This is a genomic window from Microcosmobacter mediterraneus, from assembly GCF_031846265.1.
In the GTDB taxonomy this organism is placed as follows: Bacteria; Bacteroidota; Bacteroidia; order Flavobacteriales; family Flavobacteriaceae; genus Microcosmobacter; species Microcosmobacter mediterraneus.
In genome coordinates this window covers 39,727-62,180 of record NZ_JAVRIA010000003.1, presented here as the reverse complement: position 1 = coordinate 62,180, position 22,454 = coordinate 39,727, and the positions used below count along the sequence as shown (strand labels likewise).

The 22,454-nt window shown below is 32.2% G+C and carries 24 protein-coding genes; 5 read left to right on the top strand and 19 right to left on the bottom strand.

The features are described from left to right. The 4 genes from RM697_RS06715 to kynU are packed head-to-tail and all read right to left on the bottom strand — an operon-like array spanning position 1 to position 3,674. A complete protein-coding gene (locus RM697_RS06715) occupies positions 1–402 on the bottom strand; it encodes a RidA family protein (RefSeq protein WP_311427103.1) in 402 nt (133 codons plus the stop codon). Between the two features lie 5 nt (positions 403–407). Beyond that, positions 408–1,808, bottom strand: a complete 1,401-nt coding sequence (locus tag RM697_RS06710; protein WP_311427102.1) for an FAD-dependent oxidoreductase — start codon at positions 1,806–1,808, stop codon at positions 408–410. Then, positions 1,798–2,418, bottom strand: coding sequence for an FMN-binding negative transcriptional regulator (locus tag RM697_RS06705; RefSeq protein ID WP_311427101.1), 621 nt, complete (start codon positions 2,416–2,418; stop codon positions 1,798–1,800). Before RM697_RS06705 ends, RM697_RS06710 begins: the two co-directional genes overlap by 11 nt. After that, a complete protein-coding gene (kynU, locus tag RM697_RS06700; protein WP_311427100.1) occupies positions 2,418–3,674 on the bottom strand; it encodes a kynureninase in 1,257 nt (418 codons plus the stop codon). Before kynU ends, RM697_RS06705 begins: the two co-directional genes overlap by 1 nt. 170 nt (positions 3,675–3,844) lie before the next feature. On the opposite strand from kynU, the gene RM697_RS06695 reads away from it, so the two are divergent. Beyond that, a complete protein-coding gene (locus RM697_RS06695) occupies positions 3,845–4,264 on the top strand; it encodes a (4Fe-4S)-binding protein (RefSeq protein WP_311427099.1) in 420 nt (139 codons plus the stop codon). 3 nt (positions 4,265–4,267) lie between these two features. Then, positions 4,268–4,711, top strand: a complete 444-nt coding sequence (locus tag RM697_RS06690) for a hypothetical protein (protein WP_311427098.1) — start codon at positions 4,268–4,270, stop codon at positions 4,709–4,711. 153 nt (positions 4,712–4,864) lie between these two features. Here RM697_RS06690 and RM697_RS06685 read toward each other — a convergent pair whose 3' ends face one another. Further along, positions 4,865–5,545 carry a hypothetical protein gene (locus RM697_RS06685; protein WP_311427097.1) on the bottom strand — a complete coding sequence of 227 codons (681 nt, stop codon included), beginning with the start codon at positions 5,543–5,545 and terminating at the stop codon, positions 4,865–4,867. An 83-nt stretch (positions 5,546–5,628) separates the two neighbouring features. Between RM697_RS06685 and RM697_RS06680 the strand changes: the two genes are divergently transcribed. Further along, positions 5,629–6,429, top strand: a complete 801-nt coding sequence (locus RM697_RS06680) for a class I SAM-dependent methyltransferase (protein ID WP_311427096.1) — start codon at positions 5,629–5,631, stop codon at positions 6,427–6,429. Positions 6,430–6,612: 183 nt separating this feature from the next. Here RM697_RS06680 and msrA read toward each other — a convergent pair whose 3' ends face one another. The 3 genes from msrA to RM697_RS06665 form a co-directional block, all read right to left on the bottom strand. Next, positions 6,613–7,272, bottom strand: coding sequence for a peptide-methionine (S)-S-oxide reductase MsrA (gene msrA / locus RM697_RS06675; RefSeq protein ID WP_311427095.1), 660 nt, complete (start codon positions 7,270–7,272; stop codon positions 6,613–6,615). Between the two features lie 147 nt (positions 7,273–7,419). Next, a complete protein-coding gene (locus tag RM697_RS06670; RefSeq protein ID WP_311427094.1) occupies positions 7,420–8,196 on the bottom strand; it encodes a zinc ribbon domain-containing protein in 777 nt (258 codons plus the stop codon). A 2-nt stretch (positions 8,197–8,198) separates the two neighbouring features. After that, a complete protein-coding gene (locus RM697_RS06665; protein WP_311427093.1) occupies positions 8,199–9,314 on the bottom strand; it encodes a Nif3-like dinuclear metal center hexameric protein in 1,116 nt (371 codons plus the stop codon). Positions 9,315–9,364: 50 nt separating this feature from the next. Here RM697_RS06665 and lpxK point away from each other — a divergent pair, with 50 nt between their 5' ends. Further along, positions 9,365–10,384 (top strand): tetraacyldisaccharide 4'-kinase, encoded by a 1,020-nt coding sequence (gene lpxK, locus RM697_RS06660; protein ID WP_311427092.1) that lies wholly within the window; start codon positions 9,365–9,367, stop codon positions 10,382–10,384. On the opposite strand, the gene RM697_RS06655 is transcribed toward lpxK, so the two are convergent. The 7 genes from RM697_RS06655 to RM697_RS06625 all read right to left on the bottom strand — a co-directional run bounded on the left by RM697_RS06655 (position 10,381) and on the right by RM697_RS06625 (position 17,676). Further along, entirely contained in the window at positions 10,381–12,612 is a 2,232-nt protein-coding gene (locus RM697_RS06655) for an ATP-binding protein (RefSeq protein ID WP_311427091.1), read from the bottom strand. The genes lpxK and RM697_RS06655 overlap by 4 nt on opposite strands. 30 nt (positions 12,613–12,642) lie before the next feature. Next, positions 12,643–13,659 (bottom strand): type I glyceraldehyde-3-phosphate dehydrogenase, encoded by a 1,017-nt coding sequence (gene gap, locus RM697_RS06650; RefSeq protein WP_311427090.1) that lies wholly within the window; start codon positions 13,657–13,659, stop codon positions 12,643–12,645. Continuing rightward, complete coding sequence (gene lipA, locus RM697_RS06645) at positions 13,659–14,537, bottom strand: lipoyl synthase (RefSeq protein WP_311427089.1); 879 nt, start codon at positions 14,535–14,537, stop codon at positions 13,659–13,661. The genes gap and lipA overlap by 1 nt, the downstream gene beginning before the upstream one ends. Before the next feature lie 68 nt (positions 14,538–14,605). Next, on the bottom strand, positions 14,606–15,823 hold the full coding sequence (locus RM697_RS06640; protein WP_311427088.1) for an Nramp family divalent metal transporter: 1,218 nt from the start codon (positions 15,821–15,823) through the stop codon (positions 14,606–14,608). After that, positions 15,813–16,367: an RNA polymerase sigma factor gene (locus RM697_RS06635; RefSeq protein ID WP_311427087.1), complete on the bottom strand. Its 555-nt coding sequence runs from the start codon at positions 16,365–16,367 to the stop codon at positions 15,813–15,815. Before RM697_RS06635 ends, RM697_RS06640 begins: the two co-directional genes overlap by 11 nt. Next, the gene (locus RM697_RS06630) at positions 16,358–17,467 is read right to left on the bottom strand and encodes a glycosyltransferase (protein ID WP_311427086.1); all 1,110 of its coding nucleotides are present in this window, start codon (positions 17,465–17,467) and stop codon (positions 16,358–16,360) included. The genes RM697_RS06635 and RM697_RS06630 overlap by 10 nt, the downstream gene beginning before the upstream one ends. A 5-nt stretch (positions 17,468–17,472) precedes the next feature. Next, positions 17,473–17,676, bottom strand: coding sequence for a membrane or secreted protein (locus RM697_RS06625; protein WP_311427085.1), 204 nt, complete (start codon positions 17,674–17,676; stop codon positions 17,473–17,475). A gap of 166 nt (positions 17,677–17,842) precedes the next feature. Here RM697_RS06625 and aqpZ point away from each other — a divergent pair, with 166 nt between their 5' ends. Continuing rightward, a complete protein-coding gene (aqpZ, locus tag RM697_RS06620) occupies positions 17,843–18,532 on the top strand; it encodes an aquaporin Z (RefSeq protein WP_311427084.1) in 690 nt (229 codons plus the stop codon). 73 nt (positions 18,533–18,605) lie between these two features. Here aqpZ and RM697_RS06615 read toward each other — a convergent pair whose 3' ends face one another. The 4 genes from RM697_RS06615 to RM697_RS06600 all read right to left on the bottom strand — a co-directional run bounded on the left by RM697_RS06615 (position 18,606) and on the right by RM697_RS06600 (position 22,360). After that, a complete protein-coding gene (locus RM697_RS06615; RefSeq protein WP_311427083.1) occupies positions 18,606–19,403 on the bottom strand; it encodes an anti-sigma factor domain-containing protein in 798 nt (265 codons plus the stop codon). A gap of 10 nt (positions 19,404–19,413) precedes the next feature. Beyond that, complete coding sequence (locus RM697_RS06610) at positions 19,414–19,950, bottom strand: RNA polymerase sigma factor (protein WP_311427082.1); 537 nt, start codon at positions 19,948–19,950, stop codon at positions 19,414–19,416. A gap of 206 nt (positions 19,951–20,156) precedes the next feature. Beyond that, positions 20,157–21,173 (bottom strand): UDP-N-acetylmuramate dehydrogenase, encoded by a 1,017-nt coding sequence (gene murB, locus RM697_RS06605; RefSeq protein ID WP_311427081.1) that lies wholly within the window; start codon positions 21,171–21,173, stop codon positions 20,157–20,159. Continuing rightward, positions 21,170–22,360 (bottom strand): pyridoxal phosphate-dependent aminotransferase, encoded by a 1,191-nt coding sequence (locus RM697_RS06600; RefSeq protein WP_311427080.1) that lies wholly within the window; start codon positions 22,358–22,360, stop codon positions 21,170–21,172. The genes murB and RM697_RS06600 overlap by 4 nt, the downstream gene beginning before the upstream one ends. Positions 22,361–22,454 lie beyond the last annotated feature (94 nt).

The window sequence follows — 22,454 nt, the reverse complement described above, 5'->3', positions numbered from 1 at the left end:
TTATTGCTTTTTATAAGCCATAACCTTTATCTCAATCACTAAATCTGGATGTGGTAATTGGTGCACAGCAACTGTGGTTCTAGTTGGCCCTGTTTCCTTATCAAAAAACTCGGCATAGGCTTTATTATAATCTGCAAAGTCATTCATGTTTACTAAAAAAGACGTTACATCTACCACATCTTTTAAGCTTGCTCCAACTTTAGCTAGATTTTTGTCAATATTCTTTAAGACTTCTTGAGTTTGTGTGTAAGCATTTAGCTTTTTGGTACCCATTTCATCAATAATATCTACACCAGCAATGGTGTTATCAGATCTGCGAGAGCTTGTGCCTGAGACGAGTATAAAATCGCCTACACGTTTGGTGTGTGGATATGCACCTCTTGGTGTTACTTTATCACTCATAATTGTTATTTTAATCCAGCAATTCTATCATCTTCCAGAATGGCTTCGGTTTCTGTTTTTACTTTATCTAAAATAGCTGCAATGTCATCTGATGTTGAAATGACATTATCTGCTAACATATTTAAAATGGCCTTGTCTTGAGCTCTACCTCTTAGCATAGCTTCTCTATATCCAATATGTTCATTAAAGGTTACCAATGAATATTTGGAAGAATACTCTTGAGGAAAATTTTGTTCTAAAGCCATTTCAATTTTTCGTTTTTCTTGAAATATAGCTTGCCCAACATGGTCTTTCATTTCATGAAAATTATCGACGGCTAAATCTGCAATGGCATCTGTATCTTTTTTTCTAATTTTTTCATAGGTCAGGAAAATGGTTTCCCAACTCCCTAAATTTTGATCTAAAATTTTATCGAATTCTACTACATCTTCAAATGATGCATTCATGCCTTGTCCATAGAATGGTACAATGGCATGAGCAGAGTCTCCCATAAGAAGTGTGTTGCCTTTGTAATGCCATGGTGAACATTTTACAGTACCTAAAGGCGCTGTTGGGTTTTCAAAAAAATCATCAACTAAATTGGGCATGAGTTCTAAAGCATCAGGGAATTCTTTTTCAAAGAATTCAGTAACAATTTTGGGTGTTGTTAGATTATTAAAATTGTATTCACCTTCAGTATAACTTAAAAAGAGCGTTACAGTAAAACTGCCATCTAAATTAGGTAATGCAATAACCATAAAATCGCCTCTTGGCCAGATGTGTAAGGCGTTTTTGTAGGTTTTATAATCGCCATTTTCTGATGGTAGAATACTTAATTCTTTATAGCCATGGGTTAACCATTGCTGCGAAAAACTAAACAAGAATTTTCGTTCTAAGAAATAGCTTTTACGCAGTGCTGAACCTGCACCATCAGTAGCTATAATACAATCAGCATCTTCAATAAATTCATCTTTGGTATTGTAATCTTCAAATAAAGCTGTTGTTTTTTCAAAATCAACGGATTGACATCTCTTATTAAAATGTATGGTAACATTATCATGTTTTTCAGCTTCAGTTAAAAGCAATGCATTTAGCTCACTTCTAGAAATGGAGTTGATGTACTCGTACTCTCGACCACTATAGTTAGATAAAAATGTATTCCCTTCTTTATCATGGAGCATACGTCCATTCATAGGAATGCAAAGAGCCTTTACTTTATCTTCTATACCTACCATTTTCATGGCCTTATTACCTCGGTCTGAAAAAGCTAAGTTGATGGAACGACCAGCAGAAATATCTGTAGATCTTAAATCTGGTCTCATTTCATAGACTATTACATTATAACCACGCTGTCCTAGACGTAAAGCTAGTAAACTACCACAAAGTCCTGCACCAATAATGAGAATATTCTGCTTCTTATTTTCCATGTTCTCTTTCTTTTTTCATGTAATCTGCAATTGCATTAGAACCTGAATTTTCTTTATGATTTAGTTTATCAATAATGGTCTGATGATTTTTGTCATTTCTATTTTGAGAAAGTTTATAGGCCGCTTCAATACTATTTATATTAATTTCAAAACCTAATATACCATTCATTTGCCTCATGGTTTTTTCAGATAATTCTTCTATGATTATAGGGTTCTCAGAGTCCTTTTCGTATTTATCCATAAGATGTTTCATTGCAGACATTAATTCATCACCTTCTATTATTTTGAGTGTGCCATAAATGTGCACAGCAACATAATTCCAAGTTGGTACCTCTTCAAAATCATACCATGAGGATGAGATATAACTATGAGGACCATTAAAAATGCACAATACTTCAGAATTGTTTTTTAAATGATCACATTGAGGATTTGCTTTAGAGATATGAGCTTGTATAACATCTATACCATTTTTATTAACGAGCTCTAACGGTATATGTGTTGCTAAAGATTTGCCCTCGTTATGCGTTACTATGATTCCGAAACTGTGTTTTAAGATAAAAGCTTTTACTTTATCTATATCTGCTTCTTTGTAAATTTCTGGAATATACATTACAGTAATCCTTTTAATCGTTCAACCATTAAATATACATCTTGAAAGGTATTATAGAGTGGAACAGGAGCACAACGTATTACATCTGGTTCTCGCCAATCGGTTATTACTCCAGAATCTGTAAGTTTATCATGAAGCTCTTTATTAGCATTTTTTACTTGAATTGATAATTGGCAACCTCGTTCTTTAGGGTTTGATGGTGTTATTATTCTAACCACATCATCTCCAAGACCATTCATTAAATATTCAAAGTAACCTGTTAATTTTATGGATTTATCTCGTAATGCATCCATACCTGCTTCATTAAATATATCTAAAGAAGCTCTTATGGCTGCTAGAGATAAAATGGGAGGATTAGATAATTGCCAGCCTTCTGCACCTGGTAATACATCAAAATCATGTCGCATATTAAAACGTGTTTCTTTATTATGACTCCACCAACCCGTAAATCGGTTTAAATTTTTATCATAAGCATAGCGTTCATGAACAAAACAGCCACTCAAACTTCCTGGTCCAGAATTTAGGTATTTGTAAGAGCACCAAATCGCAAAATCTGCTCCAGAGTTGTGCAGATTTAAAGGAACGTTTCCACCTCCATGCGCACAATCAAAACCAACTTTACAACCATGTTTGTGACCAAGTTCTGTAATCCGTTTTAAATCGAAATATTGACCTGTGTAATAGTTTACACCTCCAATCATTATAAGCGCAATTTCATTGCCTTGATCTTGCATGATTTGTTCTAAATCTTCATAACGTAATAGTTCTTCTCCTTTTCTTGGTTTCCAAAGAATAAGCCCTTCCTTATCATCATAACCATGATGTCTTAGTTGCGATTCTACAGCATATTTATCTGAAGGAAACGCATCGCTTTCTATGACTATTTTATAGCGTTTTTTATTAGGTTGATAAAACGACACCATCATAAAATGAAGGTTTGCTGTTAACGTATTCATAGTCACTACCTCAATCGGTTTTGCACCAACCACTTTTGCCATACTTTCTGTTAAAAACTCATGGTAAGGTAACCAAGGATTTTTAGCTTCAATATGACCTTCTACACCTAATTCTGCCCAATCTTTAAGCTCCTGTTCTATATATGATTTAGTAGTTTTTGGCTGGAGTCCTAAAGAATTTCCACAGAAATAAATAAGGTCGTTGCCAAATTTATCTTTTGGTATATGAAACAAATCTCTATAAGATTTTAAAGGATCTTTCTGATCCATTTCTATGGCGTAATCGAGACTTAAATTCATTAGAGGATTTGTGAATTATTATGATACTTAACAAAAATAGGGATTTAATATGTAGTAGTAAAGGTCTTATTTGGCTATTAAAAATTTAATTATCTTTAATGGAAATGAAGTTTAATTAATAAGATTCCCGCTTTTTTGGGAAATTGTTACTGAAATAAATTCAGCATAAAATGGAAAATATAAAAGAGTATTCTAACGATGAGGTTACCATAGTTTGGAAACCAGAAAAGTGTATTCATTCAGGTATTTGTGTAAGAGGCTTACCTAAAGTGTTTAAACCAAAGGATAGACCTTGGATTACAATAAATGCAGCAACTACTGAGGATTTGGTTAATACTGTAAAAAAGTGTCCATCTGGTGCTTTGAGTTATTATATGAATGCTTCTGATGACCAAGAAACACAATCGTTAGAAACAAAGGTAGAAATCCTAGAGAATGGACCTTTGCTGGTATTTGGAACCTTAAAGATAATACACAAGGATGGTAGTGAAGAAACCAAGAATAGAACAACGGCATTTTGTAGATGTGGAGCTTCTCAGAATAAACCTTATTGTGATGGCGCTCATATTAAGGAAAACTTTGAAGGATAAGTTTTGAATTACAGAAAGAATAAATTAAAAATAGTAATACCTCTTAGTATAATTTGCTTTACTATTTTTAATAAATGGTGGTATGTTGTTCCTGTTGATGCTCCTAAATCTTTTATGTATGGCTTTCCATTAATTTCGGTTAGTGAAGGTTGGCATACTTCTATGTCTTTACAGATTTTTTTACTTGAATATTTTATAAACTATCTATTATTCTTTGTAGTTACACTATTGCTTACGTTTTATTTTGATCGATTTATAATGGAAATTAGATTTAGTAGAGTCTGGATTGTTCCATTATATTTTATTTCTGTAATAATCATTGTTTTAAATATTTATGTCGCTAGTATGACTGAAAATATAATTAAAGTAAAAAGAGATTTTGAAATTGAAATCCAAAAAACCGGATTCAATTTTATTTGGCAAAATAGAGATAGAGAGCATATGTAAATAAATTATAAAAAAAGCGCTTTGATAACAAAGCGCTGTGATATATATATATAGACGCACAAGGCGGAAGAGTATAAGATATACGTTTTTAATGTTTTAACGTGAACCTTGTACTTTATAAAACAAAAGTAATGCCAAAAATTAAATGTAGTATTACTTTAGTGTTATGCTAACATCCCCAAAATTTAAATTCCAATTTCCATCGTCCATTTTATGGTCTATGGCAATCTTAATACCATTAAAATCTTGATAATTTTCAAACGTGGTAGCCATTGATGGTTTCTCTGCATTTCCTTTTCTGAAAATCCATTCTTTAATCATATAGTTTTCATCGTAGAAGATATCATAAGCGTCACCAGGAGTGTAACCACCTTCGTTACCATACAAAATAGTAATCATATCCATTTCTGTTTTGCTTATTGGTGCTTCAGCTTTTTTTGGATTAGAAATTGTAGCAGAAGTATCCCAAACTAATTGAAAAGGAACAAAAAGCCAATATTTATCATTTATAAAACCTCTATCAGTACTAATATGAGTACTGTCCATTTGTCTTCTGTTGTATTCAACAGTTGTTTCTCCTGCAGTCATTTTTATATCATCCGTTTTAGGAAACCATTGCCAAGATCTTCCTTTTCCTTTAATTGTATCTCTATCTACTTTAAACGTAAATTTTACCTTAGATACGTTTTTCCAGTTTTCATAACCATGTGCATGTGCTATTTTTTCAGCAACAGTTAGTTCTTTAACTTCTTCTGGTTTAGGTGCTTCTTTTTTTTCAGTTTTACAGGATGTAACTAAGAGTAGACAAATCAATCCAAGATATAATGATTTCATGTTAAAAAGTTGTTTTAAATTACAGTCAAAATTAAGGTCATTCTACATTAATAAAAGGGAAGAGACGAAAACTTATTAATAAAATGGAAGATAAAAGTCATTTTTTTGAAGTTAATAAAGCTACATGGAATCAAAAAGTCCGAGAACATGCCAAAAGTGATATGTATAATTTAGAAGCTTTTAAAGCCGGAAAATCGTCTTTAATGTCTTATGAATTAGAGGCTTTAGGTAATGTAAAAGGTAAATCTTTATTGCATTTACAATGTCATTTTGGTCAGGATACTCTAAGCTGGAGTAGGTTAGGTGCTCAATCTGTCGGTGTAGATATAAGTAATGAAGGCGTTACTTTGGCAAAACAATTAAGCCAAGAGTTAGACCTTAATGCAGAGTTTGTTTGTTGTAATGTACTTGAGACATCAAAGCATATAACAGATACTTTTGATATTGTTTTTACAAGTTATGGTGTTATTGGCTGGTTGCCAGATTTAAAGCCCTGGGCTGAAATGATTGCTGAACGTTTAAAACCTGGAGGTGTATTTTACATGGTTGAGTTTCATCCTATAGTTTGGATGTTTGATTATTTAGTACAACCTCCTAAATTAAAATATGGTTATATGCAAGATGAAGCCATATATGAAGAATATGAAGGTACTTATGCTAATGAATCGTCAAAAATGGTAAGTAAAGAGTATGGTTGGAATCATGGATTTAGCGAAATTATTAATGCTCTTATTGAAGCAGGTTTAACCATAGAGTATTTAAATGAACACGATGAAAGTCCTTATAATGTATTGCCAGAACTTACAAAAACAGATTCTGGTATGTATGTTAGGGATGATAAATTATACCCTTTGATTTTTGAGTTAAAGGCAATAAAACAATAGTAGACCTTTAAGGTTTCTAAAACTCAAAGGTCTGTGCTTGGCTTAACTTTTCTTTTAAGTATAATGATTTTTGAATTATCATTCAGAAGGAGTTTAAGACTGAATAATCTCTTGGTAGTGTGTTAGCAGTTAAAGATTCTCCACTACGCTTTGCTGCGTTCTAAATGACATTATAAAGATTAATTAATGACTACTTTTTAAAACCTCAGGCATTTTTGCCTGGAATCGTCTTAACCTTGGTATAGATACATTTCTGATATAACCTTGATTTGGATGCAAGCGCTCATAATTTTGATGGTAATCCTCACCAATCCAAAATTTCTGAAATGGATACACTTCCGCAGCTATTGTAGCGTTCAGCTTTTTAGCAAGAGCAGCTTTCTTCTTTAGAATTATTTCTTTTTGCTCAGCATTTTGAAAGAAAATTATAGAACGATATTGCGAGCCTCTATCTGGTCCTTGACCATTTACTTGAGTTGGGTTTTGTGAGGCAAAATACACATCAACTAAAGTTGTAAAGCTCACTACATTTGGGTCATAAATCACTTCGACAGCTTCAGCATGTCCAGTACGTCCTGTATTACTGAGCTCGTAAGTTGGGTTTTTTGTAAAACCACCAGAGTAGCCAGATATAACTTCGTTAACGCCCTTTACACTTTCATAAATAGCTTCTACACACCAAAAACAACCACTTGCAAAATAAGCTTTGGCTTTTCCGTTTTCTAGAGGAATTTCTATAGGTTCGGCATCGATAACGGCTTGCTGTTTTGGGTTGGTAACTTGTGCGGAGTTTTGACAGCTAAAGGCAAAACAAAATACTAAGGCTACTACTAAATTTTTCATAATGTTGTTTTTCTTTCTCAATAGACGAATAAAGTTATAAAACCTTAATGTTAAATTATTCACAATATTAAGATGATAAGTTAATACCAAAAAAAAGCCTCTACGTATTTCAGCAGAGGCGATTCCAATTTTAATTAAAGCTAGTTGTTATAGTTTAGCAAATAATTTTTCCATTTTTACTTTTTCTTCTTCTGCTAATTGAGCATCAACAAGAATACGACCACTATGTTCGTCAGTAATTACTTTTTTACGAGACGCAATTTCTACTTGTACTTGAGGCGGAATAGTAAAGAACGATCCACCTGATGCACCTCTTTCAATGGGTACAACAGCTAATCCGTTTTTTACATTATTACGGATTCTGGTATAAGCTTTTACAAGACGCTCGTCTATTTTCTTCTGAAATTCTTCAGACTTGCCAATTAAAGCTTCTTCTTCTTTTTGCGTTTCGGCTAAGATTTCGTCTAACTCTCCTTTTTTGTGCTTGAGGTGTGCTTGACGATCCTTTAATTTATCTTTTGTTTCAGAAATAACTTCTTTCTTTTGTTCTATCTGAACTTTAAATTCTTTTATGTGCTTATCAGCTAACTGAATTTCAAGCTCTTGGTATTCTATTTCTTTAGTCAGTGAATTGTATTCTCTGTTATTTCTAACATTTTTTTGCTGCTCACTGTACTTTTTTATTAAAGCTTTGGCTTCTTCAATTAGATTTTTTTTTGATTTTATATCATCATCTATGATATCTAAATTTGCATTAAGCTTTTCTAATCTTGTGTTAAGCCCTTCGACTTCATCTTCCAAATCTCTTACTTCTAATGGAAGTTCTCCTCTTACATTTCTAATTTCATCTACACGAGAATCTATAAGTTGTAGATCGTACAATGCTCTTAAACGATCTTCTACAGATACTTCTTTTTTCGCCATAATTATAAATACTTTACCGGATTGGTATTTGTTGTTGATAATACTACCTTGCTTGCGGCTAAGGCAGGTGCAAAATTAGTAATTTTTTTTGAGAGATAGTCCACTAAAAACGATTTTGTGTACTGTTCACTTTCGTAATGTCCAATATCTGCCAAAATGATAGAATCTTCTGCCGTGAAAAAGTCATGGTATTTAAGGTCTGCAGTAACAAATAAATCGGCATTTGCAGCTTTCGCTGCACTAATTGCAAATGCTCCAGAACCTCCTAAAACGGCAATCTTTTTTATTGTGTTTTTATGTATAGCTGAATATCTTAGCGAGCCAGCTTTCATTTTATCTTTAATAAGTTTTAGTACTGAAAGGCTTTCAACTTCATTAGGTAGTTCACCAATCATTCCCATACCAATATTTTGATTGATATTATCTAAGGTTGTAATTTCATAAGCAACTTCTTCGTAAGGGTGTGCTTCAAATAATGATTTAATAACCTGAGACTCTCTATGTTTCATAAAGGTTACAGAAATCATTGTTTCTTCTTCAGATTGAAGCTGACCTTTTTTACCAATAACAGGATTAGAGTTTTCATTGCCTTTATATGTACCTATGCCTAGAGTATTAAAACTACACAATTCGTAATTACCTAAAGCTCCTGCTCCTGATTCAAATAACTTAGATCTAAGCAATTCTGCTGAACTATTAGGAACATAAGTGGTTAATTTTTTTATCGTCCCTTTTTGTGGTATTAATATTTGTTTATTGACTAGGCCTAAGGTATTACAGATAATATCATTAACACCTAAAAGTGCATTATCTAGAGCTGTGTGTATGGCAAAAATGGCAATATTGTGCTGTATAGCTTTTACAACGACACGCTCTACATAGGTTTTTCCGGTGAGTTTTTTTAGTCCTTTAAAAATAATAGGATGGAAACTAACAATGAGGTTGCATTTTTTTTCTATGGCTTCATCAACAACAGCTTCTAATGTATCTAAGGTTACTAGTATACCTTCAACTGTAATATTTTTATCACCAACTAAAAGTCCAACATTATCAAAGTCTTCGGCGTAGTGACTAGGAGCTAAATCTTCGAGTATGGTAATAACATCTTGAATAATCATATTCTGAATAATTGAATTCCTAACAAATATAAAATAATTACTTTCGCTATATGAAGATAATTAGACTTCTATTATTACCTATAGTTCCATTGTATTGGCTTGTAACTGGTATTCGTAATATGCTTTATGATTTTGGCGTATTTGATGCAAGGACTTATAATTTTCCGGTAATTTGTGTTGGTAATCTTAGTACTGGAGGAACTGGTAAGACACCAACAACAGAATATCTTATTAGACTTTTAAAGGATAATTACAGTCTGGCAACGTTGAGTAGAGGTTATGGCAGAAATACCAATGGTTATTTACTTGCTGATGAGAATAGTTCTGCTGATACTATTGGAGATGAACCGTTTCAGTTGTATTCAAAATTTAAAAATGACATCCTTGTTGCTGTAGATGAACAAAGACAAGAGGGTATTAAGAAGTTGAAGTCTCAATTAGAAGATTTACAAATTGTATTATTAGACGATGCGTTTCAGCATAGAGCTGTGAAAGCTGGTTTTAATATTTTGCTTACTGCTTATGATAATTTGTATGTAAACGATATGTGTTTACCAACAGGGAATTTGAGAGAGCCTGTTTCTGGAGCTGATAGAGCTCAAGTTATTATTGTTACTAAATGCCCAAAGGATATTTCTAAAGCGGAACAATCTAAGATTAGAAGTTTATTAAAATCTAAAACAAATCAAAGTGTTTATTTTTCGTATATAAAATATTCCGAAACTATTATATCTAATAATTCTACAAAATATTTAGAAGATTTAAAATCTAATAATTTTACTTTAGTTACAGGAATCGCTGACGCTAATCCTCTTGTTACATTTTTAGAAGAAAAACAGTTTAATTTTGAGCATCTGAACTTTAAAGACCATCATAATTTTACATCTAAAGACATCTCAGAATTAGAAACCAAATCACTTATTCTAACAACTGAGAAAGATTATATGCGTTTAAAAGATAAGTTGAATGACTTGACTAAATTATACTACACACCAATTGAGATGGTATTTGTTGATGAAGGTAGCTTTTTTGAAAACGACGTTTATAACTTTGTAACTAAATTTTATTAAGCAGAAATTTCTGATTTTGTTGGTAAACCTGTAAGCGCGTAGTATAACTTTTTCTCAAAGTCTTCTTGCTTAAAGGGTTTGGAGATGATATCATCAAAACCAGCTTCGTCAAACTCGTGCATTTTATCTTCAAGTGTAACTGCAGTTAATGCAAAAATGGTTAACTCTTTATCAAAAGTTCTAATAATTTTTGTAGCCTCTAAACCACTAATTCCAGGCATATGTATATCCATTAAAACAACATCATAGTTGGTTTCTTTAACATTTTCTACTGCTGACTCACCATTATCAACCACATCACAATACAAATCCATTTTGTTAAGAATCTTTTTAGTAATCATTTGGTTGATTTTGTTGTCCTCAACAACTAAAATCTTAATCTCACTTAGATCTAATGCTTTAATATTATCACCATGAGTTTTTTCTATAGGTTTGGCCTTTACAGCTTCTGCCTTTACCATAGGTATTTCAAAGAAGAAGGTAGAACCTTTACCAAGTTCACTTTTAAGGTATATCTTACCTTTTAAGATTTTAATTAAACCTTTAACAATTGATAGACCAAGTCCTGTTCCTCCATATTTTCTATTAATCTGAACAGAGCCTTGAGAGAAGCTCTCAAACATTTGGTCTTGCTTTTCTTTTGTAATACCAATACCATTGTCTTCGACCTCGAAGCGTATAGTGTGTTGGTCATTTTTTTCAGCAATCTTATTTACACGTACCCAAATATCACCATCTTTTGTAAACTTAATGGCATTACCAATAAGGTTAATTAGAATTTGTGAGATTTTAAGTTGATCAGCCATGTAGTTCTCAGGAATATCGTTTTGGTATTCAAAATGCATGGTTATGTTGTTATCTAATGCTGAATTATTAAGCGCAGAAATAACATTGTCAACTTTATTTTTTAGATTAAATACTTCTGGATCTAATTCTACTTTATTGGCTTCAATTTTATTAATTTGAAGAATATCATTAATAAAAGTGAGTAAATAATCTCCTGAAAATTTTAATGATTTTAAGTGAGGTATTTGATCTGGTTTTGGATTCTCATCCATTAACATAGAGGTTAATCCGGTTACAGCGTAAAGTGGTGTTCTTAACTCGTGTGTTACTGTTGATAAAAAGTTAGCTTTAGTTTTTGACGCTAATTCTGCTTTTTCTTTGGCCACAATTAGCTCGTCATTCTTTTTATGAAGCATATTGTTGGTGCGTAACCTTATATTATTATTCTTGTATAATGATAAAGTTAATAATGATAGAATTGTAATTAAGGCGATACTTAGTATAGTTGTAATTCTCGTTAAGTTACTACCTTTTTCTACATCATTTATCTGTGCTTTTAATTCTTGATTTTCAGCTTTGTTGTATTGTGTAATAAATTTAGAGTTTTGAGTTTCTAAATTCTCAGGTATTATGTTAAGGATACTATCAGTAAGTTTAACGTGTTTTCTTAAATAATCACTTGTAAGCTTATAATCCTTCTTACTTTCATAAATATTACTAAGTGTTAAATATGCACTGTTAGTGTTGTCTAAAAAATTTTGAGATTGTGCAATTTCTAAACCTTCTTTGGTCATAGTTAATGCCAAATCTGAATTATCTAAGTTGTTATAAACTTTTCCGCTTAGTATTAACGCACTACTTAGAATGTTTGATAAATTGTGTTTTTTTGAGAGTAAAATTGTCTTTTCTAAACCCTCTTTTGCAGATTTGTAATTTTTTAATTCTGTGAATACTTTGGCTTCGTTAAGCAAAACCTCAGGAATGTATTGTTCTAAGTCTTCTTCTTCAAACTTTGCCTTAGATGCTTTAAAATAATCTAATGCTGTTTGGTATTCTTTTTTACTGCTATGCAATACTCCTCTAATGTTGTAGGTAAGCGCTAAATTTGCATAATCATTAATTTCGCGTTGTATTTCTGCAGCTCTTGTTAAAGAAACAAGGGCTTTTTCTGGCTCTAGGATATGATATTGAAGTCTTGCAATTTTAGTATGTATAATTCCAACACTTTTTTTATCGTCTAATTTAATTGCAATATCTAGTGCTTTTTCTAAGTTCTCTTCGGCTTTAAAATAATCGCCTCGTTGACTTTCAAAACCAGCTTGATCGATGAAATTACTTGTGCGTAACTTTAACACATCTGCATCCTGTGCTGGCTCTTGTGCATGTATTGAGAACACAAAAGACACTAAAAAAGCAAATATTAAATATTTGATTTGGGACATTTTAGAACACTTTATATGAAACAAATATAATTATTTATTCGACAAAAGTGCTTTTTTATCCGATAAATTGCAAATTAGTTCTAAAATTCTTGAGGAATAAGCTGTTTCATTATCGTACCAGCCTACTATTTTAACCATATTGCCTATAACTGAGGTCATTAAGGCATCAAATACACAAGAGTTCGTATTTCCTAAAATATCGACAGAAACAATAGGGTCTTCGGTATACTCTAATATACCTTTTAAGTGAGTATTGGCGGCTTTTTTAAACGTATTATTTATAGTGTTAACAGTAGTCGTTTTATTAACATTAAAAGTGATATCAGTAAGAGATCCGTTAATTACGGGAACTCTTATACCACAACCACCTATTACATCAGAAAGATGTGGGAAAATTTTAGTTAATGCTTTTGCTGCTCCTGTTGTAGTTGGCACTATAGATTGTCCTGCAGCTCTAGCTCGTCTTAAATCTCTATGTGGCTGATCGTGAAGACTTTGATCTGTTGTATACGAATGAATTGTGGTAATATAAGCTTGTTCTATACCACATAAATCATCAATGATAGCCATCATTGGTGCTGCATTATTCGTAGTACAAGAGGCATTTGATATAATACGTTCATCACCATTTATTATATGATCATTAACACCTAAAACTACAGTTTTAATATCATCGTTAATTGGAGGTACTGAGAGTATTACCTGTTGAGCACCATTGTTTATATGATGCATTAAGTCTGGTTTAGTTTTGAATTTTCCTGTAGCTTCAATGACAATATCTACATTATGAATAGACCAATTTATTGCTTTAGGATTGTCATGATTAGTGAAAGCTACAGACTTGTTATCAACAGAAATAGAATTAGATGTAAAACTTACATCTAAATTTAAAATGCCATGAATACTATCGTATTTGAAGAGGTGGCTAAGTGTTTTGGAGTCAGACAGATCGTTTATGGCAACAACTTCCATACCTGATCGACCATGTATTAGTCTAAATAATCGTCTTCCAATACGACCAAAACCATTGATGCCAACCCTTATCATTAATTGATATGTTTCTGTGCTTTGTAAGATGACCTTACTAAAGCGCTACTTTCAACATGCCTAAATCCTAAATCCAAACCGATGGCTTTGTATTCATCAAATTGCTCAGGATTGATAAACTGTTTAACAGGTAGATGTTTTTTACTTGGTTGTAAATACTGACCAATAGTAACGACATCAACATCATTATCCCTTAAATCATGAAGTGTAGCAATAACCTCTTCTCGAGTTTCTCCTAAACCAAGCATTATACCAGATTTTGTTCGTCGTTGCCCTTGAGATTTTAAGTATTTTAAAACTCCCATACTTCTATCATACTTAGCTTGTATACGCACTTCTCTAGTTAAACGTCTTACTGTTTCTATATTATGAGACACAACTTCTGGTGCAACATCAATAATTCTATCGATATGGCGTTCAATACCTTGAAAATCTGGTATAAGAGTCTCTAATGTAGTGTTAGGATTCATCCGTCTTACAGCCTTTACAGTTTCAGACCACATGATGCTTCCCATATCTTTTAGATCGTCTCTATCAACACTGGTAAGTACAGCATGCTTAATATTCATTATTTTAATAGAGCGCGCTACTTTTTCAGGTTCGTCCCAATCTACAGATTCTGGTCGTCCTGTTTTAACACCACAAAAACCACAAGAACGAGTACACACATTACCTAAAATCATAAATGTGGCTGTACCTTCTCCCCAGCATTCACCCATATTTGGACAACTTCCAGAGGTGCAGATTGTATTTAGATTATACTTGTCAACTAATCCTCTTAATTCTGTATACTTTTTACCAGTTGGTAGCTTAACTCTTAGCCATTTAGGTTTTGGCTTTCGCTTTGGTAGAATATTTGAAGCAATCTTCTGTTCCATAGTTTTTAATCAGATTACAAAGATAAGAAGTAAAAGCCATATAATACATCCAAAAACATAGCATAACACTATAGTATTATTGAGAGGTACCAAATACTAAATCCAACAAGGAAGAGTATTCCAAGAATACTCAAAACATGCATTAAAACAGATGGTTGCCATTGTTTGGGTGTATGTTTTCCTGATATGAGTATGTAATTAATAATACCATAAAAAGGAGCAGTTATGAAGGATAGAATAGTAGCAACTTTTATTAGTAAACCCATTTCTGAGGCAAAAAATAGAAAAATACAAATAGTACCACATGCAAGAAACAATATCCAAAACAGATAGCCTTTTTTATATTCTGTGTTATATAATAGAGATATTGATTTATGCATCGCTCTTGGTGAAGCGTCTAAAGTCGTTAAGGTTGTACTAAACATGGTTGTAAAAGCAGCAACACCAATAATAATGTATGACCAATTACCTAGGCTATCTGTATACATAGTGATTAATTGATCAGCAAATTCACCTGCATTATTGCTAAATGAAGCACCAGAATTATACATAATTAAAGTGCCTAGACATACAAAACATATGCCCAAGATTATAGTACCTAAATACCCAATGTTAAAATCGAAAAGCGCAGTTTTAAGTGTGAAATCTGCATCATCTTTTTGTTTTTCAACAGTCCATAACGAATGCCATATAGAAATATCTAAAGGTGCAGGCATCCAACCCATAAATGCAATAAGGAATCCAATCTCAATAGAATTTTTAGGTAAAACTTGCGCTAATTGTAAACCACTTGTTGTATTAAATGAAGAGAATATTAGAGCTGCAATGGTGCTGATAGTAAGTGTAATTATTATAATTTTTATGAGTTTATCTAATAATTTATATTTACCAATGAGAAGAATTCCAAGACAAATGGCAAGGATAACTATGGTCCAAACTTCTATAGTTATAAAACTCCCAAATAACGAATATGCTAACCCAGCTGTTACAATTGTTACAGCTGTTTGAATGGTAAACATCGTTGCAAACGTTAATATCAAATAGGTCCATAAGACACTTTTTCCTAATTTCTTATAACCATCTAGCAAACTCTCTCCTGTTGCTGAGGCATAACGAGGACCATACTGAAAAAATGGATATTTAAATAGGTTAACTAATAGTAAAGCCCAAATTAAACCTAGGCCAAAGTCAGCTCCTGCTCGTGTAGATTGTACCAAATGAGACACTCCTATTGCAGCACCAGCAAATAAGAGTCCAGGACCTAGTTTTTTGAGATTAGATCTCATTGTTTTTTTGAATAATTTCTGATAATAATTTTTTGGCTCGTAGTAATTTAACCTTAATATTATTCATTGGTTCATTAAGCTGTTCTGAAATTTCCTTATAACTTAATTCTTGAAAATACCTAAGATTAATAACCTCTTGATAATGTGGCTTAAGTTTCTTTATATCTCTAAGTAACTTAGCTAAGTTCTGTTCTGTTATGAGTTTATCTTCAGGAGAAGGAGACTCATCTAAAACTTGTAAGGCATTAGTATCATCATCTTTAGATAGACGTTTAGGTTTGTTTTTTTCCTTTCTAACTAAATCTATATGAATATTTTTAGAGATAGTGATAAGCCAAGTTTTAAACTTATAGCACTCATCAAAGGTGCTAATTTTATCAAAAGCTTTAGAGAAGGTTTGTATGGTAATATCTTCTGCATCATTTTCATTTTCTATACGTTTTAGTTGGAATGCATAAACATCATTCCAAAATGTATCTAGTAAAAAATTAAATGCAATTTGATTGTTTTGTTTTGCTTTTGCTATAGCGTCTTTTATTTCCAATGAACAGGTTTTGATATCTGATTGGTGATAAAGATAGCCATTTGAAATAAAACTAAAAATAGTTCTAAAAAAGGAAATAATAGGAGTAAATCGCGCTCGTTAAAGCGTTTAGAACCCTTGTGAATTACAATACTTTGAGATAATATTCTTAGACCAAAAAGACATAATACTATAATAAGTTGAAATTGAGCACTAAGCAGTATGATTAAACTCACCCATAATAATAATTGTGTAATATAGAAGAGTGATAGGGAGAATTTATGTAATGTTTTGTAATGTTTTGCAGTACTTACATGTCTTCTTTTTTGATTAAACCAACTAATTAGAGAGGTTTTGCCCTCAGTTAAAGTAAAACTATCTGTTTCATAAGATAGCGCTACATTAGTTTTAGTTGCTACCTGATTAACGAATAAATCATCATCTCCAGATCTAATATTCATATGATTCATAAAACCTGAAGCATTAAAAAAAAGTTCCTTTCGGTATGCTAGATTTCTACCAACTCCCATATATGGCATTCCAATTTTTGCGAAAGAAAAATATTGAATTGCAGCGAGTAGTGTTTCGTAGCGTATTAGTTTATTTAACAAAGAGTACTTCCTTTTTTTATAGGCTCCGTAACCTAAAACCATAGATTTTTCGTTAGAAAAATATCGTGTCATTTTAGAAATCCATTGTTTAGAGTTTGGCGTGCAATCTGCATCTGTAAACAATAAAAAATTATGAGTCGCAGCTTTTATTCCAAGTGTAAGGGCATATTTTTTATTTCCCCAAAAAGCGTCAATAGGTTTAACTTCTACAACTTTAATGTTTTGATGTTTGTCTTTAAATGATTTCATAATTTCTAAAGTATCGTCTTTAGAGTAGTCATCAATTAAAATAATTTCAAAATCACGATAATCTTGTTCAATGATATAAGGGAGATTTTGTTTAAGATTATCTGCTTCGTTTTTACAACAAATAATTATGGAAACAGGAATATTTTTTGGTGCTTCAGGCTTAGGCTTCGCTGCAACAAAAGGCATAAAAACGCCAAGGTAATAGATTAATTGAATAGCAATTATTGTGGTGAAGCTGTAAAAAACAATGTCTAGCACCATTAAAATTAAGAGTGCTGAGGTTCGCTACAATCTTTAAACTGATCAGGTGTTTTACCACAAAATCCACAAGCTTCACCATCTTGGTTTAGCATTGGGTTTTGACTAGCACAAGTACCAGCAAATTCACCATCTTTTTTTGCCCATAATTTAATAGCAATTCCTGCAATTGCTAAGGCTAAAAGTGCTAGTGTGATGAGAAGTAATTTCATTGTAATTAATTTTTACAAAGATAACTTTTTGTAAAGGATTAAGAAAGCTATTTTGTTTTGCTTTTAGTAGTTTAAAATCTTTAAATGTGACTTCTAGGTCTATCTTAGTGTCTAAATGTTTGATTATTACTATATTTAATTAACTAACAACTAACACATTTGTATTATGAAAAAACTATTTGCAGAATTTTTTGGAACATTTTGGCTAGTATTTGGAGGCTGTGGTAGCGCAATTTTTGCTGCTGGTTATCCCGATTTAGGCATTGGATTTGTAGGCGTATCTTTAGCTTTTGGTCTTACCGTTTTAACTATGGCTTATGCTGTAGGTCATATTTCTGGAGGACACTTTAATCCTGCTGTATCTCTAGGATTATGGGCTGGAGGAAAGTTTGAAGGTAAAGACTTAGTTGGCTATATTATAGCTCAACTGGTTGGTGCAGTAGCAGCTGCAGGATTACTTTACCTTATTATCTCTGGTAAATCTGATTTCGTAGATGTTGGCGGATTTGCAGCTAATGGTTATAACGATTTATCACCAGATGGTTTCTCCATGACCTCTGCATTAATTGCAGAGTTTATTTTAACGATGTTTTTCTTATTGATTATTTTAGGGAGTACTAATGCAAGAGCTCCTAAAGGCTTTGCACCAATTGCTATTGGTTTAGGTTTAACATTAATTCACCTTATTAGTATTCCTATTACGAATACCTCTGTGAATCCTGCACGTTCAACGAGTCAGGCTTTATTTGCAGTAAATAGCGAGTACATGTCTCAATTATGGTTATTTTGGGTTGCTCCTATAGCAGGTGCTATCGTGGCAGGACTAATTCATAAGGCGATGTTTGACAAAGACTAAAATCTTTGAATTATGATAAAAAAAAACCCATCAAATTTGATGGGTTTTTTTTAATTGATTATTATAAACTCAATTAATTATCCTTCAACGAGATTTCTGCCACTGCATTCTCTTCATCCGCAAAGGTTTCCGAGCCGCCTTTAGGCTCGATAGATATACTCAATGCTAAGGCATCTTCTACATAAGGTATAGATTGTAACTTGCGATCTTTTTCGTCTAAAATACCAAGGTTAATCATTCTGTTATTTACTTCTGCCCATATTTGGTAGCATTTTTCTGGTGGAAGCTGAGGTAACTCCACAACATCTATCATTGATGTTTTTTCAACAGGATTAATGTAAGCCACAGTTTTAAGATCTTTAGCACGCTCATTACCGCTTAACAAATACTTTCTTGAGTCAGGATTATTGAGCTTTAAAAGCATTCTACTTAAATCATCTAATTTAGAGTTGTTGTTTTCAATATCACTTCTAAGATCATCGATTTCTGCATCTACAATAAGACTTTCATTCTGAAGAATCTGATTCTGATTATAGAAATATATGCTTGTTACTGCAAACAATATGGCTGCAGCACTTGCAGCAATACTATACCAAGGGGTTTGCTTTTTAGGATTTAAAGCCACTACGTTTTTTTCTAATGGTGTTTCAATAGCTTTAAATACGTTATCTAAAATTCCTTTAGGTGCTTCTAGAGCATCTGCTTTGGCAAGAATTTCTAAATTATCTTGCAGACGCTCGTACTCGCTTTTTACCTCTGGATAATTATCTATATAGTGTTCAACCTCCAAAGATTCTGCAACAGATGTTGTGCCTATTATATATGAGTCTAATAGGCCAGACTTAAAAAAAGATTGTAGTTTTTGTTCCATAGTTTAACTTTTAAGGGCAATAAACTTTTTTGAGTTCTCGTAACCCTATTTTTAATCTCGATTTGATAGTGCCAAGCGGAATCTCTAATTCGTCACTTGCTTCTTGTTGTGTCATGCCTTCAAAAAATAAGGCTTTTAATACAATTTGATACTTCTCTTCGAGTCTTGCGACATGCTCTTTTAAATCAATAACATCTTGATTCAAATTCATTGTCGGTAAAATATATACGTTAGATTTATCGATTTGGACTTCTTTTTGAAATCTATTATTAAAACTTCGTAATTTGTCTATCGCTGTATTTCGGGCAATTCTGTAAAGCCAAGTAAAGAGTTTAGCTTTTTTGGCATCATATTTTTTTGCATTCTTCCAAACTTTAATAAAAGTTTCTTGTAAGGCATCTTCAGCGATCTCTTCATTATTAGTCACTTTTAAAATAACACCATAAAGGCTGTTTGAGTAGTTCTTATAGAGCAAGTTTAAAGCACGTTCATCTTCGTTTGCTAACAGCGTAATGATTTGTTGTTCTATGGAGTGTTTTAAACTCATTTAAATTTTTAATTATTTTTTAAAACTTGTAATCCAAATTCTATTTTGAATCGTATATACTGTTATAAACAGTAAAATTAGATACTCAAATTACCAAAACATAACCTTAGAATATCCATTTTTCTTTTTAAAATGATTGATTAATAGCTTTATCTTTAAAAATATTCTATGGTTTAAAAGTCATAACTTAGGTTATGACTTTTTTATTATATAATATTGACTTCAGTCTCAATATTAATTTTAAATATACGAAGAATAGTCTTCTGTATAAGTTTTGCAAGTTGCAATATATCACTTCCTTCTGCGTCATCATAGTTTACTAATACTAGTGCCTGATTTTTATGCACACCATAGTTGCCAAAGCGCTTACCTTTAAAACCTGCTTTTTCAATAAGCCAACCAGCAGGAATTTTAACTGAGTCTTCATTAATAGTGTAGCTAGGTATTTCAGGAAAATTATCTTTTAATTCCTGAAATAAATCATTACTTACAACAGGATTTTTAAAGAAACTACCACTATTACCAATAATTTTTGGATCTGGTAATTTTTGTTGTCTAATAGTGATCACTGCCTTTGATATATCTTGAATGGTTGGTTTATTAATTCCATTTAGCTCTAGCTGAGATTGAATAGCACCATAATCTGTATATAAAACATGTTTATGTTTTGTTAGACAGAAATTTACACTTGTAATAATGTACTGACCTTTTAGTGCTTTTTTAAATACAGATTCTCTGTAGCCAAAATTACAATCGTCTTTAGTAAAACGACGTTTTTCTTGAGTTTTAATATGAATAGCTTCGCAGGATACAAAAGTGTTTTTTAACTCCACGCCATAAGCGCCAATATTTTGCATTGGTGCTGTACCAACATTTCCGGGAATTAAGGAGAGGTTTTCTATACCTCCAAAATTATGGTCTAAACACCATTGTACAAACTGGTGCCAGTTTTCTCCTGCATTAATTGAAACAATAACTGTGTTTTCTGTCTCTTCAATTATTGATTTTCCTTTTATGTTAATATGGAATACAGTACTGTCTATATCTTGTGTTAACAACACATTACTACCTCCACCTAAAATAAAAATAGGAGCATCAGTTTCGTTTTTTAAAGCATCAATTAATTCAGATTCAGAAGTTATAGATATAAAGCGTTTAGCCAAAACATCTAACCCAAAGGTATTGAAAGGTTTTAGAGATACATTATGTTTTAGGTTACTCAATCGTTATAAACTTTAAGGGCTTGTTTAAGGATATTTACGGCTTTTACTAAACTATCTTCATTAAGTACGTATGCTATTCTTATTTGGTTTAAACCCATTCCAGGAGTAGAGTAGAAACCACCAGCAGGAGCAACCATAACGGTTTCGTTATCAATATCAAAAGATTCTAATAACCATTGCGCAAAACGATCTGCATTTTTTATAGGTAATTCTGCAATACAATAAAAAGCACCATTGGGTTTAGCTACTGTTACACCTTCAATTTTTTCTAATTCGTTAATGAGTGTATCTCGCCTACTAACGTAATCTGTAATAACGTTATCAAAATAACTTTGCGGTGTATCTAAGGCAGCTTCACTTGCGATCTGAGCTAAGGTAGGAGGACTCAGTCTAGCTTGAGCAAATTTAAGTGCTGTTGATATTAGCTCTTTATTTTTAGAAACTAAATAACCAATACGAGCACCACACATACTGTATCGTTTAGATACAGAATCAATAACAATGGCATGCTCTTTAATATCATCTTCTTGTAATATAGAATGATGTGTATGGCCATCGTAAGCAAATTCTCTGTAGACTTCGTCAGCTATTAAAAAGAGGTTGTATTTTTTAACAATGTTAGCCAGTTTTCTAATTTCTTCTTTGCTATAGAGGTATCCTGTAGGATTTCCTGGATTACAAATAAGGATGGCTTTGGTTTTTGGCGTAATTAATTTTTCGAATTCTTCTATAGGAGGTAATGCAAAATTATCTTCTATTTTAGAAATTACAGGAACTACATTCACTCCAGAAGCAGTTGAAAAACCATTATAGTTAGCATAAAATGGCTCAGGTATAATAATTTCATCATCAATATCCATAACACTACCAAAAGCAAATAACAACGCTTCGCTACCACCTGTTGTGACTATAATATCATTACTATTAACACTAATATCATTTGTTTTGTAATAGTTTGCTATTTTGTTTCTGTAAGCCTCAGACCCTTCAGATCTTGTATAAGCAATAATATCTAGCGAATGTGTTTTAACAGCATCTAAAGCTATTTGAGGTGTTTTTATATCTGGCTGGCCAATGTTTAAATGGTAAACTGTTTTACCAGCTTTATAAGCTTCCTCTGCATAAGGCACCAACTTTCTAATTGGTGATGAAGGCATTAAACGACCTTTTTGAGATATGTTAGGCATGTGAAATAAATTGAATGACAAAGTTCCGAAAATTATCTTAAAGTTTTTTTAAAAAAATAATAATAACTCGCCGTGAAACTTAAAAATTGTAAAT

Bases quoted from the DNA above. Each gene is read 5' to 3' on its own strand.
- msrA (WP_311427095.1), bottom strand. From the start codon at position 7,272: ATGAAAAATTTAGTAGTAGCCTTAGTATTTTGTTTTGCCTTTAGCTGT.
- RM697_RS06715 (WP_311427103.1), bottom strand. From the start codon at position 402: ATGAGTGATAAAGTAACACCAAGAGGTGCATATCCACACACCAAACGT.
- lipA (WP_311427089.1), bottom strand. From the start codon at position 14,537: ATGGAACAGAAGATTGCTTCAAATATTCTACCAAAGCGAAAGCCAAAA.
- RM697_RS06630 (WP_311427086.1), bottom strand. From the start codon at position 17,467: ATGGTGCTAGACATTGTTTTTTACAGCTTCACCACAATAATTGCTATT.
- RM697_RS06665 (WP_311427093.1), bottom strand. From the start codon at position 9,314: ATGATTATTCAAGATGTTATTACCATACTCGAAGATTTAGCTCCTAGT.
- RM697_RS06670 (WP_311427094.1), bottom strand. From the start codon at position 8,196: ATGGCGAAAAAAGAAGTATCTGTAGAAGATCGTTTAAGAGCATTGTAC.
- RM697_RS06615 (WP_311427083.1), bottom strand. From the start codon at position 19,403: ATGGAACAAAAACTACAATCTTTTTTTAAGTCTGGCCTATTAGACTCA.
- RM697_RS06640 (WP_311427088.1), bottom strand. From the start codon at position 15,823: ATGAGATCTAATCTCAAAAAACTAGGTCCTGGACTCTTATTTGCTGGT.
- RM697_RS06610 (WP_311427082.1), bottom strand. From the start codon at position 19,950: ATGAGTTTAAAACACTCCATAGAACAACAAATCATTACGCTGTTAGCA.
- RM697_RS06685 (WP_311427097.1), bottom strand. From the start codon at position 5,545: ATGAAATCATTATATCTTGGATTGATTTGTCTACTCTTAGTTACATCC.
- RM697_RS06625 (WP_311427085.1), bottom strand. From the start codon at position 17,676: ATGAAATTACTTCTCATCACACTAGCACTTTTAGCCTTAGCAATTGCA.
- RM697_RS06705 (WP_311427101.1), bottom strand. From the start codon at position 2,418: ATGTATATTCCAGAAATTTACAAAGAAGCAGATATAGATAAAGTAAAA.
- gap (WP_311427090.1), bottom strand. From the start codon at position 13,659: ATGATAAGGGTTGGCATCAATGGTTTTGGTCGTATTGGAAGACGATTA.
- RM697_RS06710 (WP_311427102.1), bottom strand. From the start codon at position 1,808: ATGGAAAATAAGAAGCAGAATATTCTCATTATTGGTGCAGGACTTTGT.
- kynU (WP_311427100.1), bottom strand. From the start codon at position 3,674: ATGAATTTAAGTCTCGATTACGCCATAGAAATGGATCAGAAAGATCCT.
- RM697_RS06680 (WP_311427096.1), top strand. From the start codon at position 5,629: ATGGAAGATAAAAGTCATTTTTTTGAAGTTAATAAAGCTACATGGAAT.
- RM697_RS06655 (WP_311427091.1), bottom strand. From the start codon at position 12,612: ATGTCCCAAATCAAATATTTAATATTTGCTTTTTTAGTGTCTTTTGTG.
- lpxK (WP_311427092.1), top strand. From the start codon at position 9,365: ATGAAGATAATTAGACTTCTATTATTACCTATAGTTCCATTGTATTGG.
- aqpZ (WP_311427084.1), top strand. From the start codon at position 17,843: ATGAAAAAACTATTTGCAGAATTTTTTGGAACATTTTGGCTAGTATTT.
- RM697_RS06695 (WP_311427099.1), top strand. From the start codon at position 3,845: ATGGAAAATATAAAAGAGTATTCTAACGATGAGGTTACCATAGTTTGG.
- RM697_RS06600 (WP_311427080.1), bottom strand. From the start codon at position 22,360: ATGCCTAACATATCTCAAAAAGGTCGTTTAATGCCTTCATCACCAATT.